Source organism: Plesiomonas sp. PI-19 (assembly GCF_021368255.1).
Lineage (GTDB): Bacteria > Pseudomonadota > Gammaproteobacteria > Enterobacterales > CAMTGL01 > Plesiomonas > Plesiomonas shigelloides.
Map to the genome: position 1 here is coordinate 3139168 of NZ_JAJNMQ010000001.1, position 14329 is coordinate 3153496.

General features: G+C 54.6%; 13 protein-coding genes. 11 read left to right on the top strand and 2 right to left on the bottom strand.

Features of this window, described 5'->3' with window-relative positions; genetic code table 11:
* Positions 1 to 112 precede the first annotated feature (112 nt).
* Positions 113 to 904, top strand: coding sequence for a TatD family hydrolase (locus LQ901_RS13945; protein WP_233672343.1), 792 nt, complete (start codon positions 113 to 115; stop codon positions 902 to 904).
* Between the two features lie 23 nt (positions 905 to 927).
* Complete coding sequence (gene hemB, locus LQ901_RS13950) at positions 928 to 1944, top strand: porphobilinogen synthase (RefSeq protein WP_233672344.1); 1017 nt, start codon at positions 928 to 930, stop codon at positions 1942 to 1944.
* 134 nt (positions 1945 to 2078) lie between these two features.
* Here the strand turns inward: hemB and ppx are convergent, their stop codons facing one another.
* A complete protein-coding gene (ppx, locus tag LQ901_RS13955; RefSeq protein WP_233672345.1) occupies positions 2079 to 3602 on the bottom strand; it encodes an exopolyphosphatase in 1524 nt (507 codons plus the stop codon).
* A gap of 12 nt (positions 3603 to 3614) precedes the next feature.
* Complete coding sequence (gene rhlB / locus LQ901_RS13960; protein ID WP_233672346.1) at positions 3615 to 4901, bottom strand: ATP-dependent RNA helicase RhlB; 1287 nt, start codon at positions 4899 to 4901, stop codon at positions 3615 to 3617.
* A 118-nt stretch (positions 4902 to 5019) separates the two neighbouring features.
* Here rhlB and trxA point away from each other — a divergent pair, with 118 nt between their 5' ends.
* The 9 genes from trxA (at position 5020) to rffC (ending at position 14325) form a co-directional block, all read left to right on the top strand.
* On the top strand, positions 5020 to 5346 hold the full coding sequence (trxA, locus tag LQ901_RS13965; RefSeq protein WP_010863059.1) for a thioredoxin TrxA: 327 nt from the start codon (positions 5020 to 5022) through the stop codon (positions 5344 to 5346).
* Positions 5347 to 5550: 204 nt separating this feature from the next.
* A complete protein-coding gene (gene rho, locus LQ901_RS13970; protein ID WP_010863060.1) occupies positions 5551 to 6810 on the top strand; it encodes a transcription termination factor Rho in 1260 nt (419 codons plus the stop codon).
* 338 nt (positions 6811 to 7148) lie between these two features.
* Positions 7149 to 8225, top strand: a complete 1077-nt coding sequence (gene wecA / locus LQ901_RS13975; protein WP_047709227.1) for a UDP-N-acetylglucosamine--undecaprenyl-phosphate N-acetylglucosaminephosphotransferase — start codon at positions 7149 to 7151, stop codon at positions 8223 to 8225.
* Positions 8226 to 8264: 39 nt separating this feature from the next.
* Positions 8265 to 9194 (top strand): Wzz/FepE/Etk N-terminal domain-containing protein, encoded by a 930-nt coding sequence (locus LQ901_RS13980; protein ID WP_010863062.1) that lies wholly within the window; start codon positions 8265 to 8267, stop codon positions 9192 to 9194.
* 102 nt (positions 9195 to 9296) lie between these two features.
* Positions 9297 to 10430 (top strand): non-hydrolyzing UDP-N-acetylglucosamine 2-epimerase, encoded by a 1134-nt coding sequence (gene wecB, locus LQ901_RS13985; protein WP_010863063.1) that lies wholly within the window; start codon positions 9297 to 9299, stop codon positions 10428 to 10430.
* The gene (wecC, locus tag LQ901_RS13990) at positions 10427 to 11689 is read left to right on the top strand and encodes a UDP-N-acetyl-D-mannosamine dehydrogenase (protein WP_064978348.1); all 1263 of its coding nucleotides are present in this window, start codon (positions 10427 to 10429) and stop codon (positions 11687 to 11689) included. Before wecB ends, wecC begins: the two co-directional genes overlap by 4 nt.
* Positions 11680 to 12753 carry a dTDP-glucose 4,6-dehydratase gene (gene rffG, locus LQ901_RS13995; protein ID WP_177323824.1) on the top strand — a complete coding sequence of 358 codons (1074 nt, stop codon included), beginning with the start codon at positions 11680 to 11682 and terminating at the stop codon, positions 12751 to 12753. Before wecC ends, rffG begins: the two co-directional genes overlap by 10 nt.
* Before the next feature lie 2 nt (positions 12754 to 12755).
* Positions 12756 to 13637, top strand: coding sequence for a glucose-1-phosphate thymidylyltransferase RfbA (rfbA, locus tag LQ901_RS14000; protein WP_064978347.1), 882 nt, complete (start codon positions 12756 to 12758; stop codon positions 13635 to 13637).
* Positions 13615 to 14325 carry a dTDP-4-amino-4,6-dideoxy-D-galactose acyltransferase gene (gene rffC, locus LQ901_RS14005; RefSeq protein ID WP_064978346.1) on the top strand — a complete coding sequence of 237 codons (711 nt, stop codon included), beginning with the start codon at positions 13615 to 13617 and terminating at the stop codon, positions 14323 to 14325. The genes rfbA and rffC overlap by 23 nt, the downstream gene beginning before the upstream one ends.
* Positions 14326 to 14329 lie beyond the last annotated feature (4 nt).

Consider the following 14329-nt stretch of genomic DNA (forward strand, 5'->3'; position numbering starts at 1 on the left):
GCCTTTTTACAACCGGGCATTTTTACCGCATTGATTGGTATCGTATTGACCGTTATCGCTTTCAATGGGGCGAACACGACATCAGCCATCAATGGCGGGGGCAGGATAAGCAATGTTTGATATCGGCGTTAATTTAACCAGCAGTCAGTTTGCTAGCGATCGCGAAGCAGTGCTGGCGCGCAGTTGGCAAGCGGGGTTACAGGGGCTGTTAGTGACCGGTACCTCACTGGCGGAGAGCGAGCAAGCACTAGCGATGACAGCGCTGGCGCCCGGACGCGTGTGGTGTACCGCGGGCGTGCATCCACATGATGCTAAAACCTGGGATGCCCAGAGCGCGCAGCGCTTACGCGCCTTATATCAGCACGAAGAAGTGGTTGCGGTCGGGGAGTGTGGGTTGGACTTTAATCGCGACTTCTCTCCACGGCCGCAGCAACTGGCCGCCTTTGCGGCGCAATTGGCCTTGGCTGCCGAGGTGCAACTGCCCCTATTTTTGCACTGCCGCGATGCGTTTGAGCCGTTTTTTGCCCTGCTGCGCGAGCATCGTGCGCAGCTGTGTGGTGGCGTATTGCACTGTTTTACCGGCAGTGACCAAGACCTAGATAGCGCACTGGAATTTGGGTTATCCATCGGCGTGACGGGTTGGCTGTGCGATGAGCGTCGTGGCGAGCTGTTACGCCAGCAGGTACAACGCATTCCTGCCGAGCGTCTGCTACTGGAAACCGATGCCCCTTATTTACTGCCGCGGGATCTGCAACCTAAGCCGAAATCCCGCCGCAACGAACCTGGCATACTGCCGCATATTGTATCCACCGTGGCAGCGTTACGCGGCGAATGTCCGCACGCATTAGCCCGGCAAACCACCCGCAATGCAGCCACCTTGTTCCGGCTGCCGCTAACGGCGTGAGTGTACAGGAAAGGAGAAAGAGCATGAGTATCAATATTCCCGGTTCATTCCCGGGTCGTCGTCTGCGCCGGGGGCGCTATCAAGATTTTAGCCGCCGTCTGGTGGCCGAACATCGTTTGAGCGTGGACGATCTGATTTATCCGGTGTTTGTTCTGGAAGGGGAAAACCGCCGTGAAGCGGTATCGTCCATGCCGGGGATTGAGCGTTTGTCGCTGGATTTATTGCTGGAAGAGGCCGCAGAGCTGGTGGCATTGGGGATCCCGGCGATTGCCCTGTTTCCGGTGATCGGGCAGGAGAAAAAATCCCTGCTGGCGGAAGAGGCCTATAACCCACAAGGGCTGGTACAAGAAACAGTACGGGCGCTGAAAGCGCGTCACCCCGAGCTTGGCATCATCACCGATGTGGCATTAGACCCGTACACCGTACACGGTCAGGATGGCATCATCGATGAGCAAGGTTACGTGCTCAATGACATCACCACCGAGGTGCTGGTGAAACAAGCACTGGCGCAAGCGGAGGCCGGTGTTGATGTGATTGCCCCAAGTGACATGATGGACGGCCGTATCGGCGCGATTCGTGAGGCGCTGGAAGCCAATGGGTTTGTGAACACCCAAATCATGGCTTATTCAGCCAAATATGCTTCTTGCTATTACGGCCCGTTCCGCGATGCAGTCGGCTCATCCGGTAACCTCAAAGGTGGTAACAAGAAGACTTACCAGATGGATCCGGCCAACAGCAACGAAGCCTTGCAGGAAGTGGCGCAAGATCTGCAAGAAGGCGCGGACATGGTGATGGTGAAACCGGGCATGCCGTATCTGGATGTGGTGCGGCGGGTCAAAGATCAGTTCGGCGTGCCAACCTTTGCCTATCAGGTTTCCGGCGAGTACGCGATGCACATGGCGGCAATCCAAAACGGCTGGCTGAAAGAGCGCGATTCCATTATGGAATCCTTGCTGTGTTTCAAGCGGGCCGGTGCCGATGGCATTTTGACCTACTTTGCTAAGCAAGCCGCCCAGTGGCTGCGTGACGAGCAGCGCTAAGCGTAGCGGTGTGCGTGTTCGCGAAGAGGCGAATTGCGCGAGCTATCTCTGCGGACAAAAAAAGCGGCCACCGGCCGCTTTTTTATCGTCTGTTGTGCTGTTCAGTGAAGGCTAAGCACTCATAACCGTGATGCTTAATGCGAGCAAGCGCCACTGCTAAAATGCGTATCTTCCGGCAGTAACAGCGGCAGATGCAGATTGTTCATCCAGCGACTTTCCTGACGCAAATCTTCGGCGCGCAGTGGATGCTGATGCAACCAACCGGCCGGTAAATACAGGCACAATTGCTCACCACTTACCTGTAACCGCACTTGTGGCAAGGTGTCGTCACGGCGACGCGAGGCCAGAATAATCGCCAAGCGCAGTAAACGGCACAGCTTCAGCGCATCGCTGACTGACAAGGCGTTTTGCCCAGCCAGACGGGTTAAGTCCGGTTGCTCACGCTGATTAAACAGCAGTGCGGCCAGCAACTTACGTTGCGCTGGGGTGAACCCTGGCACATCGGAGTTTGCCAGTAGATAGGCGGCGTGTTCATGGGCGCGTTTGTAGTCGATACCCAGCCCAATCTCGTGCACTAAGGCCACATAGCCGAGTAACTCACGGCTCAGCAGGCTCAAATGCCAGTCATCGGCCACTTGATCAAACAATTGCCAGGCCGTATTGCGCACCCGCAAGGCTTGTTCGGTATCTATTTGGTAACGCTGCTGCAAGGCGCACATGGTGCGCGCCCGCACATCACCTTCGCCGACGCAGCCGAGCATACCGTAGATCAACCCTTCACGCAGGGCGCCGCCCGACAAGGTCATTTCACGGATAGAAAGGGTTTCAAAGATGGCAATCAGGATCGACAAACCGCTCGGGAAGACCAGTGCGCGGTCGAGGGTCAGGCCATCAATTTCCAGCTCTTCCAGCTTATAGCACTGGATCGCCTGTTCGCGCAGTTGATACAGCTTGGACAAGGTAATGTGTTCATCCATCCCTTGTGCTTGCATAATCTCTTGCAAGGCTTGCACGGTACCGGAGGCGCCGACACAAATCTGCCAGCGCGCAGCGCGGTATTGTTCGGCAATCGGCGCTAGCACGTCACGCGCGGCCGCTTCGGCGGCGGCAAAATTGTGCGCGCACAGACGGCGATCGGCAAAAAAACGCTCCAGCCAGGTGACGCAGCCCATGTGCAGGCTGACCAATTGCTGCGGTTGCACCCCAGCGCCGACAATCAGCTCAGTGCTGGCGCCGCCAATATCGACCACCAGACGCTGCTCTGGGCCGCCGGTGGTGTGCGCCACGCCTTGATAAATCAGGCGCGCCTCTTCTTCACCGGCAATGATCTCGATCGGGTGACCTAAAATGCGCTCTGCTGGGGCGAGAAACTCCGCCGCGTTACAGGCACTGCGCAGCGCCGCGGTCGCGACCACCCGCACGTGTTGCAGCGGAATATCTTGTAGCCGCTCAGCAAACAGTGCCAGACACTGGCAACCGCGCTCAATGGCTTCGGCTGACAGGCGGTTATCCTGATCTAAACCGGCCGCCAGACGCACCTTACGCTTGATGCGCGCGATGGTCTGGATAGTCCCCGCCACCTCGCGCACCACCAGCATATGGAAGCTGTTGGAGCCCAAATCGATGGCGGCATAACAAGGCGAGACAGCACTCATCATACAGAGTCAAACTCAGGCCGGATGACGTTTACGCGGCCCACGGTTGCCCGGGCGACGCTGGGTATTGCCGCCACGACCGTTGTTAGGACGGTGTTGACGGTGCAGGCGAAACGGTGCCGGCAGCTCTTGCAACAGGGCATCCGGGTCATATTTGCTGACCGGAATGCTGTGCTCGATATAGGTTTCGATCGCCGGCAGATTCAGCGCGTACTCTTCACAGGCGAAGCTGATTGAGTTACCGCTGGCACCGGCGCGGCCGGTACGGCCAATACGGTGCACGTAATCTTCGCAGTCGTCCGGCAGGTCATAGTTGAACACATGGGTCACGGCTGGAATGTGCAGGCCACGGGCCGCCACATCGGTTGCCACCAGAATGTCCAGATTGCCTTGGGTGAAGTCATCCAGAATGCGCATGCGCTTTTTCTGTGCCACATCACCGGTCAGCAGACCGACGCGGTGACCATCGGCAGCCAGATGGCCCCAGATATCTTCACAGCGATGCTTGGTGTTGGCGAAAATAATGCACCGATCCGGCCACTCTTCTTCCAGTAGAGTCTGCAGCAGGCGCATTTTGTCTTCGTTCGACGGATAGAACAGCTCTTCTTTGATCCGATGGCCGGTTTTTTGCTCCGGCTCCACTTCCACATACTCGGCATTGTGCATGTGCTCGAAAGCCAGCTCACGTACGCGGTATGACAAGGTGGCGGAGAACAGCATATTGAGACGCTGATCCGGTTTTGGCATGCGGCGCAGCAGATAACGGATATCCTTAATAAAACCGAGATCGAACATCCGATCGGCTTCATCCAGAACCATCACCTGAATGGCACCCATGTTGATAATATTCTGTTTCTGGTAATCGATAATCCGGCCGGTGGTACCGATCAGGATATCAACCCCAGCTTCCAGCGTTTTGAGCTGCTTGTCGTAGCCGTCGCCGCCATACGCCAAACCAAGGCGTAAACCGGTGGACTGCGCCAAGGTCTCAGCATCGGTGTGGATCTGGATCGCCAGCTCACGGGTTGGTGCCATGATCAGCGCCCGTGGTTGGTTAATCTGACGATCAGCGGCAGCTGGGTGGGTCAGTAAGTGGTGGAAGGTCGATGCCAGAAAAGCCAGGGTTTTTCCTGTACCCGTCTGAGCTTGACCGGCGATGTCACGCCCTGCCAAAGAATAAGGCAGTGCGAGCGCCTGGATTGGTGTGCAGTATTGGAACCCTTGCTGAGCCAAGGCACGCAGGACATCCGGATGCAACCCGAAATCGGCGAATTTCTGTTCAGTTAAGTGTGTTTTGCTCATAGGTGATAGAATATCAGCTAACTCTTGCTTTACGAAAGCGTATCCATTGAAATAAAGTCAATAACAACTGTTGGTCAATGTTACACCAACAATGCGATATAACACTTGGGAGTGGAAGATGAGCGATAAAATTGTTCAGCTGACCGACAGCAGCTTTGAAAACGATGTAATCAAAGCAACCGGTCCGGTACTGGTGGATTTCTGGGCAGAGTGGTGTGGTCCTTGCAAAATGATCGCCCCGATTCTGGACGAGATCGCCACTGAGTACCAAGGTAAGGTAACGGTAGCGAAACTGAACATCGATCAGAATACCGACACGGCGCCAAAATACGGTATCCGTGGTATCCCGACCCTGCTGCTGTTTAAAAACGGTGCGGTTGCCGCCACCAAAGTCGGCGCACTGTCTAAGACTCAACTGAAAGAGTTCCTGGACACCCACCTGTAATACGCCTCACGTTTAGCGGTTGGCAGCGCATTTTATTTGACCAACCGCTAGACGCATTTCTGATTTGATGCTAGTTTATTCCTACTGCTGAAACGCAACTTTTCTTCTTATTGCTGATAGCTGGTGCGTGCTCACCGCATGCTTTGTATCGCCAGTATCATCGTAATTGACTTACCCCGAGTTCACTATCAAGAACCCATCGTTATGAATCTTACCGAACTGAAAAATACACCTGTCTCCGAGCTTGTGGCGCTTGGGGAGTCAATGGGCCTCGAAAATATGGCCCGGATGCGCAAACAAGACATTATCTTTGCCATCCTGAAACAACATGCCAAGAGCGGTGAAGATATTTTTGGTGATGGCGTGTTAGAGATTTTGCAGGATGGTTTCGGTTTCCTGCGATCCGCAGACAGCTCCTACCTTGCCGGTCCTGATGATATCTACGTTTCCCCGAGTCAAATCCGCCGTTTCAATCTTCGTACAGGTGACACCATTGCTGGTAAAATCCGCCCGCCAAAAGAAGGCGAACGCTATTTTGCCCTGCTGAAAGTCAACGAAGTTAACTACGACAAGCCGGAAAACTCCCGCAACAAGATCCTGTTCGAAAACTTAACCCCACTGCATGCTAATCGCCGTTTGCGCATGGAGCGTGGTAATGGCTCTACCGAAGACTTAACTGCCCGCGTACTGGATTTGGCGTCGCCAATCGGTTGTGGTCAGCGTGCCCTGATTGTGGCGCCACCGAAAGCCGGTAAGACCATGCTGCTGCAAAACATTGCCCAGAGCATTTCCGCTAACCATCCAGACTGTGTACTGATGGTGCTGCTGATTGACGAGCGTCCAGAAGAAGTAACTGAGATGCAGCGTCTGGTGAACGGTGAAGTGGTGGCGTCCACCTTTGATGAGCCAGCCTCCCGTCACGTGCAAGTGGCGGAGATGGTGATTGAAAAGGCTAAGCGCCTGGTTGAGCACAAGAAAGATGTGGTGATCCTGCTCGATTCCATCACCCGTCTGGCCCGTGCCTATAACACCGTGGTGCCAGCGTCCGGTAAAGTCCTGACCGGTGGTGTGGATGCGAATGCCCTGCATCGTCCGAAGCGTTTCTTCGGTGCGGCGCGTAACGTGGAAGAGGGCGGTAGCCTGACCATTATTGCCACCGCGCTGGTTGATACTGGCTCGAAGATGGACGAAGTGATCTACGAAGAGTTCAAAGGCACCGGTAACATGGAACTGCACTTGGCGCGTAAGATTGCCGAGAAGCGTGTGTTCCCAGCCATTGATTACAACCGCTCCGGTACCCGCCGTGAAGAGCTGCTGACTTCGTCAGAAGAGCTGCAAAAGATGTGGATCCTGCGCAAAATCCTGCACCCAATGGGTGAGATTGATGCGATGGAGTTCCTGATCAACAAGCTGGCGATGACCAAGACCAACGATGAATTCTTCGACATGATGAAGCGTTCATAATTCGGTCTGATAAAGATCACGTTACATGAAAAAAGCGTCGCCTTCGGGCGACGCTTTTTTGCTTTCTGGTCGCCAAATTTTGCTTTTAGCACACGGGGTTGTCGCTGATCGGCGACGCGTTTCGCACGGCTCAAATTCACGGTAATATGAATGGACTGACCTGTGACAAAGGGCGGTAAAAGCTCTCAGGCTGGCGGAGTAACTGATGTAATTCCGGCCGAATGATTGCGGCATAACGTCATTTTTGTCTATATGGCAGTAATAGTTTATCGGGTGCAGGTGCGCACCTCACTCAAGGGCTATGGATGGTGGACTTTATTCGCAGTGACGTGCTCATGATGAGTAGTGATCTTTTCTTTGTATTTCTGTTTTCACTGGCTTCACTGTTTGTCGCGCGCAAAGTGGCACGCAAAGTTGGCCTGGTGGACAAACCTAATTACCGTAAATTGCACCATGGGTTGATCCCGCTGGTGGGCGGTATTTCGGTGTTCGCTGGGATGGCCTTCTTTTTCATCCAGCACTGGAATAATTTGCGTCAGCCGGGTTTATATCTGTTGTGTGCTGGCGTATTACTGGTGGTCGGTATTTTAGATGACCGGTTTGATATCAGCGTAAAAATTCGCGCCTGTGTGCAGGCGACTATCGCCATCATTATGATGACCGCAGGTGGCTTGTATCTGAACAGTCTCGGCCAAATTTTTGGTCCGTGGGAGCTGGTGCTAGGGCCATTCGGCTATGTTCTGACGCTCTTGGCGGTGTTGGCGGCGATCAATGCATTCAATATGGTCGACGGCATCGATGGCTTGCTGGGCGGCTTATCTTGCGTGACGTTTGGCTCGCTTGGGGTTTTGTTTGTCCTCGATAAGCAGCCCGATTTGGCGCTGTGGTGCTTTGCCATCATTGCCGCCACGCTGCCCTATATTTTGCTTAACCTCGGGATCCCGTGGGGGCGCAAATTCAAAGTCTTTATGGGTGATGCCGGCAGTACCGTGATTGGTTTTACCGTGGTGTGGTTGTTGCTGCAAAGTACCCAAGGGCAAGGCCATCCGCTCAATCCGGTCACTGCGTTGTGGGTGATCGCTATTCCCTTGATGGACATGATCACCATCACCTATCGCCGCATTAAAAAGGGTCAAAGCCCGTTTTCCCCTGATCGTCAGCATATTCACCATATGGTGATGCGCGCCGGTTTTACCTCCGGCCAAGCGTTCTTGCTGATCACGGGTTTAGCTGCTGCACTGGCAGCATTCGGCATCATGGGGGAGTGGCTAGGTTGGCCGGAGTGGGTGATGTTGGCCGCGTTTTTAGTGACCTTTATCGTTTATGGATACTGTATCAGCCGTGCGTGGGTTGCCACCCGGTTTGTTCGTCGTATGCGTCGCCGGTTGAAAGTCTGGGTAGGTCGGCATTTCTAAGGTGTACGGGTTTTTGCGCCATTCGAGGATTATAGCGCCGTGATAAAGCAAGTATCAGAACAGACACATAGCACTGTGGATAACGAACTGGATATCCGTGGCTTGTTTCGTATTTTGTGGTCAGGTAAAGCGTGGATCATCGGTACCGGTGTTCTGTTTGCTGCGCTGGCGTTGGTTTACTCCTATGTGGTGAAAGAGGAGTGGAGCGCTAACGCGATGACCGACCGTCCATTGACCACGCAGCTGGGCAGCTATTTTGCGCAGCAGCAGTTCCTGCGCGGACTGGATGTGCAGGATACCGCCAACGTCACCTTGCCACCGGTGCAAGACGAAGCGTATGACGAGCTGCGCATGCAGCTGGGCTCCTACGATACCCGTCGTGATTTTTGGTTGCAGACCGATTACTACCGCAGCCGCACTGAAGGCAACGCACGTGCCGATGGTCAACTGCTCGATGATCTGATCAACGACATCACCTTCACGGCCAAAGATGACAAGAAAACCCCGTTCGACAGCATTCGTTTGAGCGCGGAAACTGCAGCTGATGCCAGCAACTTACTCAAGCAATACATCGCGTTTGCCAATGCGCGCGCGGTGGCGGCGCTGGATGCTAACTTGGCGGGCCGTTGGGCTTCGCGGCTGCAATCCGTGAAAGCACTGGTTTCGCGTCAAGAGTCAGTGAATAAAGCGCTGTTGCAACGTGAGCAAGATGGCAAAACCACCGCCGATGAAGCTATGCAAGCGGCTAACTTCGATGTGGACTATGCCCAGAATAAAGCGGTACTGGCTGCGTTAGCCATTGCACCGAAACTGGATCAGAATATTCAGACCTTCCGTTATCTGCGCACTCCGGTCGAGCCGGTGAATCGTGATAAGCCGCGTCGTCTGTTCTTGTTGATCCTGTGGGGTGTGATTGGTGGCATGACCGGTGCTGGGATTGCGATTGGTCGGCGGATTGCTGCCCGTTAATTTGTTGCGTAAGAAGGCAGGGGCGCCGGTTGTCCGGTACTCCTGATGTCGGATTTGACTACGTGTGTGGTGAGATCCTCTGACAACCAAAAGAGTATTGCTGTGAAAGTGTTGACCGTTTTCGGTACCCGTCCAGAAGCCATTAAAATGGCGCCGCTGGTCCACGCGCTGGCTCAACATCCTGAGTTTGAGTCTAAAGTTTGTGTCACCGCGCAGCATCGCGAGATGCTGGATCAGGTATTGCACTTGTTCGAGATCGTACCGGATTATGATCTCAACATCATGCGTCCCGGTCAGGGCCTGACCGAGATCACCTGTCGTATTCTGGAAGGCCTGAAGCCGGTACTGAACGAATTCAATCCAGATGTGGTGTTGGTGCATGGTGATACCACCACCACGATGGCGGCCAGCTTGGCAGCGTTTTATCAGCAAATTCCGGTTGGGCACGTGGAAGCCGGTCTGCGTACCGGTAACCTGTACTCACCGTGGCCGGAAGAGGGCAACCGTAAACTGACCGGCCATCTGGCCCGTTTCCATTTTGCACCGACCGAAACCTCGCGTCACAACCTGCTGCAAGAGCATATTCCCGATGCGCATATTTTCGTCACCGGCAATACGGTGATTGATGCCCTGTTTTGGGTACGCAATAAGCTGCAGCAAGATACCGCGCTGCTGGCCAGCATCGAAGCGCGTTATCCGTTCTTGCAAGACGATAAGAAACTGATTCTGGTCACCGGTCATCGCCGTGAAAGTTTTGGCGGTGGATTTGAGCGGATCTGTAATGCGCTGGCCGAGATTGCGCGTCAGCATCCAGAGGCGCAAATTCTCTATCCGATGCACCTAAACCCGAATGTCCGTGAGCCGGTGAACCGCATTTTGCGTGGCATCGACAACGTGATCCTGATTGACCCGCAAGATTACTTGCCGTTTGTCTACCTGATGAACCGTGCTTATCTGATCCTGACCGACTCCGGTGGGATTCAAGAAGAAGCGCCGTCACTGGGCAAGCCGGTATTGGTGCTGCGGGATACGACCGAACGCCCGGAAGCGGTAGATGCCGGCACGGTGCGTTTGGTGGGGACAAAAGTTGAAACGATCGTCAGCGAAGTATCACGTCTGCTGACCGACCATGATGAATACCACCGCATGAGCCGTGCTCATAACCCGTACGGTAACGGGCAGGCTTGCGCGCAAATTCTTGAAGCATTGAAGATTAATTCAGGTGACCAGTCATGAGCTTTGACACCATTTCAGTTATCGGTTTGGGATATATCGGTCTGCCAACGGCGGCAGCATTCGCGTCTGCCCAGAAAAAGGTGATCGGTATTGATATCAATCAGCACGCCGTTGATACCATCAATCAGGGCAAAATTCACATTGTGGAGCCGGATTTGGATCTGGCAGTGAAAGCCGCCGTGGAGGGTGGTTTCCTGCGCGCTAGCACCCAGCCACAACCAGCGGATGCGTTTTTAATTGCGGTGCCTACGCCGTTCAAAGGTGATTACGAGCCGGATCTGGCCTATGTCGAAGCGGCAGCCAAGTCGATTGCGCCGGTGCTGAAAAAAGGCGATTTGGTGATCTTGGAATCCACCTCTCCAGTGACTGCGACTGAGCAAATGGCGCAGTGGCTGATGGATGCGCGCAGCGATTTAAGCTTCCCGCCACAAGCCGGTGAAGCGGCCGATGTGAATATCGCCTACTGCCCTGAGCGCGTACTGCCAGGCAAAGTGATGGTGGAGCTGATTCAAAACGACCGCGTGATTGGCGGGATGACTCCGCGCTGCTCTGAGCGTGCCGCGAGTCTGTACAAGACCTTTGTAAAAGGGGAGTGCGTGATCACCAACTCCCGTACCGCCGAGATGTGTAAGCTGACTGAAAACAGCTTCCGTGATGTCAACATCGCGTTTGCCAATGAGCTGTCGCTGATCTGTGATAAGCAAGGCATCAACGTATGGGAGCTGATCCGTCTGGCTAACCGCCATCCGCGCGTGAATATCCTGCTGCCAGGACCGGGTGTTGGCGGCCACTGCATCGCGGTTGACCCATGGTTTATCGTGGCGCAAAACCCAGAAGAGGCGCGCCTCATTCGTGTGGCGCGTGAAGTGAATGACGGCAAGCCGCATTGGGTGGTGGAAAAAACCAAACTGGCGGTAGCCGAGTGCCTGACCGCGACCGGTAAGCGTGCGCAAGATGTGAAGGTTGCGTGTCTGGGACTGGCATTTAAGCCGGATATCGATGACCTGCGTGAAAGCCCTGCGATGGAAATTACCCAGCTGATCGCCGATTGGCATGCCGGTCAGGTATTGGCGGTGGAGCCAAACGTGCATGAGCTGCCGAAAAAGCTGCACGGCAAAGTTGAGTTGGTGTCGACCGAGCAGGCGCTGGCGCAGGCCGATGTATTGGTGCTGTTGGTCGACCATCAGCAGTTCAAGGCCATTTCTCCTGCTCAAGTGACGCAGAGCTGGGTAGTGGATACCAAGGGGGTATGGCGGTGAAAACGATTCTGGTAACCGGTGGTGCAGGTTTTATCGGTTCGGCGGTAGTACGCCACATTATCCAAGATACTCCGTATCACGTGGTCAATCTGGATAAGCTGACCTATGCCGGCAATCTGGAGTCACTGAACAGTGTCAGCGATAGCCCGCGCTATCAGTTCGAGCAGGCAGACATCTGCGATCGCAGCGCGATGGAGCGTATTTTTGCTCAATATCGCCCAGATGTGGTGATGCATCTGGCGGCGGAAAGCCATGTCGATCGCTCGATTGATGGTCCGGCAGCGTTTATCGAAACCAACATTATCGGTACCTATACCCTGCTGGAAGCGGCGCGTAACTATTGGAATGCGCTGGAGCCACAGGCGAAAGCGGCGTTTCGTTTCCACCATATCTCCACCGATGAGGTGTATGGCGATCTGGAAGGTCCTGATTCGCTGTTTACTGAAACCACGCCGTACGCCCCAAGCAGCCCGTATTCGGCCTCTAAAGCGTCCAGTGATCATCTGGTCCGCGCGTGGCGTCGAACCTACGGTTTGCCAACGCTGATCACCAACTGCTCGAATAACTACGGTCCTTTCCATTTCCCAGAAAAGTTGATCCCGCTGATGATTTTAAATGCATTAGCCGGTAAGCCATTGCCAGTGTATGGCAAGGGGGAGCAGATCCGTGATTGGCTGTACGTGGAAGATCATGCTCGTGCGCTGGTGAAAGTGGCAACGGAAGGCGCGGTCGGTGAGACCTATAACATTGGTGGTCACAACGAGCGCAAGAATATCGACGTGGTACACACCCTGTGTGACCTGTTGGAAGAGCTGGTGCCAAACAAGCCGGCCGGTGTGGCGCACTATCGCGATCTGATCACTTATGTGGCGGATCGTCCAGGCCATGATCTGCGCTATGCGATCGATGCCTCGAAGATCGCCCATGATCTGGGTTGGGTGCCGCAAGAGACGTTCGAAAGCGGGATCCGCAAAACTGTGATCTGGTATCTGGAAAATGAAACTTGGTGGCGCCGAGTGCAAGACGGCTCGTATGCCGGTGAGCGCCTTGGCTTAGGAGCCTGAGCATGAAAGGTATTATTCTGGCGGGTGGCTCCGGTACTCGCCTGTATCCGCTCACCCGCGGCGTCTCTAAGCAGATGCTGCCGGTGTATGATAAACCCATGATTTACTACCCGCTGTCAGTACTGATGCTCAGCGGGATCCGTGACATCCTGATTATCACTACACCCGATGATCAGCCCGCGTTTCAGCGTTTGCTGGGTGACGGTAGCGACTTTGGCATTAACCTGCAGTATGCCATCCAGCCTAGTCCGGATGGTCTGGCGCAGGCGTTTATTATCGGTGAAGAGTTCATCGGTGATGACAGTGTGTGCTTAGTGCTGGGGGATAACATCTTCTTTGGCCAATATTTCAGTGACAAGCTGAAAGTGGTGGCGTCGCGTACCAGTGGCGCAACAGTGTTTGGCTATCAGGTGATGGATCCGGAGCGCTTCGGAGTAGTGGAGTTTGATGACGACTTCAATGCACTGTCGATCGAAGAAAAACCGGCTCAACCCAAATCTAATTGGGCGGTAACCGGCCTGTATTTCTACGACAACCAAGTGGTTGAGTTGGCCAAGCAGGTCAAACCATCGCACCGCGGCGAGCTGGAAATCACTACCTTAAACGAGATGTACCTGCAAAAAGGACAGCTCAAGGTGGAATTGCTGGGCCGTGGTTTTGCGTGGTTAGATACCGGCACTCATGACAGCCTGATTGAAGCCAGCACCTTTGTGCAGACAGTGGAAAAACGTCAGGGCTTCAAAGTAGCGTGCTTGGAAGAAATCGCTTGGCGCAATGGTTGGCTGAGTGACGAACAAGTGGCTGCTGCCGCACAGGCACAAGCTAAGACCGGTTACGGTCAATATCTGAAGACCTTGCTGCATGTCCGTCCACGCCAATATTGAGCCATTAGGCTGGGAAAGCGCCTTTTTCGCACTCTCCAGTGCCAAATTGGTGTGGGATGAGCTGGCCGCGCCGGTGCAAGCGGCAGATTTACAGCCGTATGCACTGGTACAAGCCAAAGTACCGGCGGCGCGTCTGGATCTGGCCGATGGATTGGCTCGCTTGGGCTTTCAGTTGGCGGAAGGCGAAGTGGATCTGGCGCTGAGCTTGCCTGCTTCCTTACCGGTGCAAGCGCTGCCGAGTGGTTGGCGCTGCCGCGTCGCCACTGAGACTGACATTGCGCTGCTGCGCAGTGCGGCGGCGCAGACCTTTGCTCATAGCCGTTTTCGCGCGCCTTGGTATCAGCCTAGCGACAGTGGCCGTTTTTATGCTGAATGGATCGAAAAAGCGATCCGTGGCACGTTCGATCATCAATGCCTGCTGATTGAGCAGGATGAACAGATTCTGGGGTTTGTAACCCTGCGCGATCTGGGCCAGCAACAGGCTCGGATCGGCCTTTTAGCCGCGATACCTACTTGTGCTGGGCGTGGTGTGGGCCAACAGTTGATGTGGGCAGCGCAAAACTGGTGCCAGACGCAAGGGATTTCTACTCTGCGAGTGGCAACACAAACCGGTAATGTGGCGGCCTTACGTCTTTATATTCGCAGCGGTGCCGTTATAACCGACACTGCGTATTGGTTTTACAGGTGATAAG

Excerpts from the sequence above, each read along its gene's own strand:
- LQ901_RS13945 (WP_233672343.1), top strand. The coding sequence starts at position 113 with ATGTTTGATATCGGCGTTAATTTAACCAGCAGTCAGTTTGCTAGCGAT.
- hemB (WP_233672344.1), top strand. The coding sequence starts at position 928 with ATGAGTATCAATATTCCCGGTTCATTCCCGGGTCGTCGTCTGCGCCGG.
- ppx (WP_233672345.1), bottom strand. The coding sequence starts at position 3,602 with ATGATGAGTGCTGTCTCGCCTTGTTATGCCGCCATCGATTTGGGCTCC.
- rhlB (WP_233672346.1), bottom strand. The coding sequence starts at position 4,901 with ATGAGCAAAACACACTTAACTGAACAGAAATTCGCCGATTTCGGGTTG.
- trxA (WP_010863059.1), top strand. The coding sequence starts at position 5,020 with ATGAGCGATAAAATTGTTCAGCTGACCGACAGCAGCTTTGAAAACGAT.
- rho (WP_010863060.1), top strand. The coding sequence starts at position 5,551 with ATGAATCTTACCGAACTGAAAAATACACCTGTCTCCGAGCTTGTGGCG.
- wecA (WP_047709227.1), top strand. The coding sequence starts at position 7,149 with ATGAGTAGTGATCTTTTCTTTGTATTTCTGTTTTCACTGGCTTCACTG.
- wecC (WP_064978348.1), top strand. The coding sequence starts at position 10,427 with ATGAGCTTTGACACCATTTCAGTTATCGGTTTGGGATATATCGGTCTG.
- rffG (WP_177323824.1), top strand. The coding sequence starts at position 11,680 with ATGGCGGTGAAAACGATTCTGGTAACCGGTGGTGCAGGTTTTATCGGT.
- rfbA (WP_064978347.1), top strand. The coding sequence starts at position 12,756 with ATGAAAGGTATTATTCTGGCGGGTGGCTCCGGTACTCGCCTGTATCCG.
- rffC (WP_064978346.1), top strand. The coding sequence starts at position 13,615 with ATGTCCGTCCACGCCAATATTGAGCCATTAGGCTGGGAAAGCGCCTTT.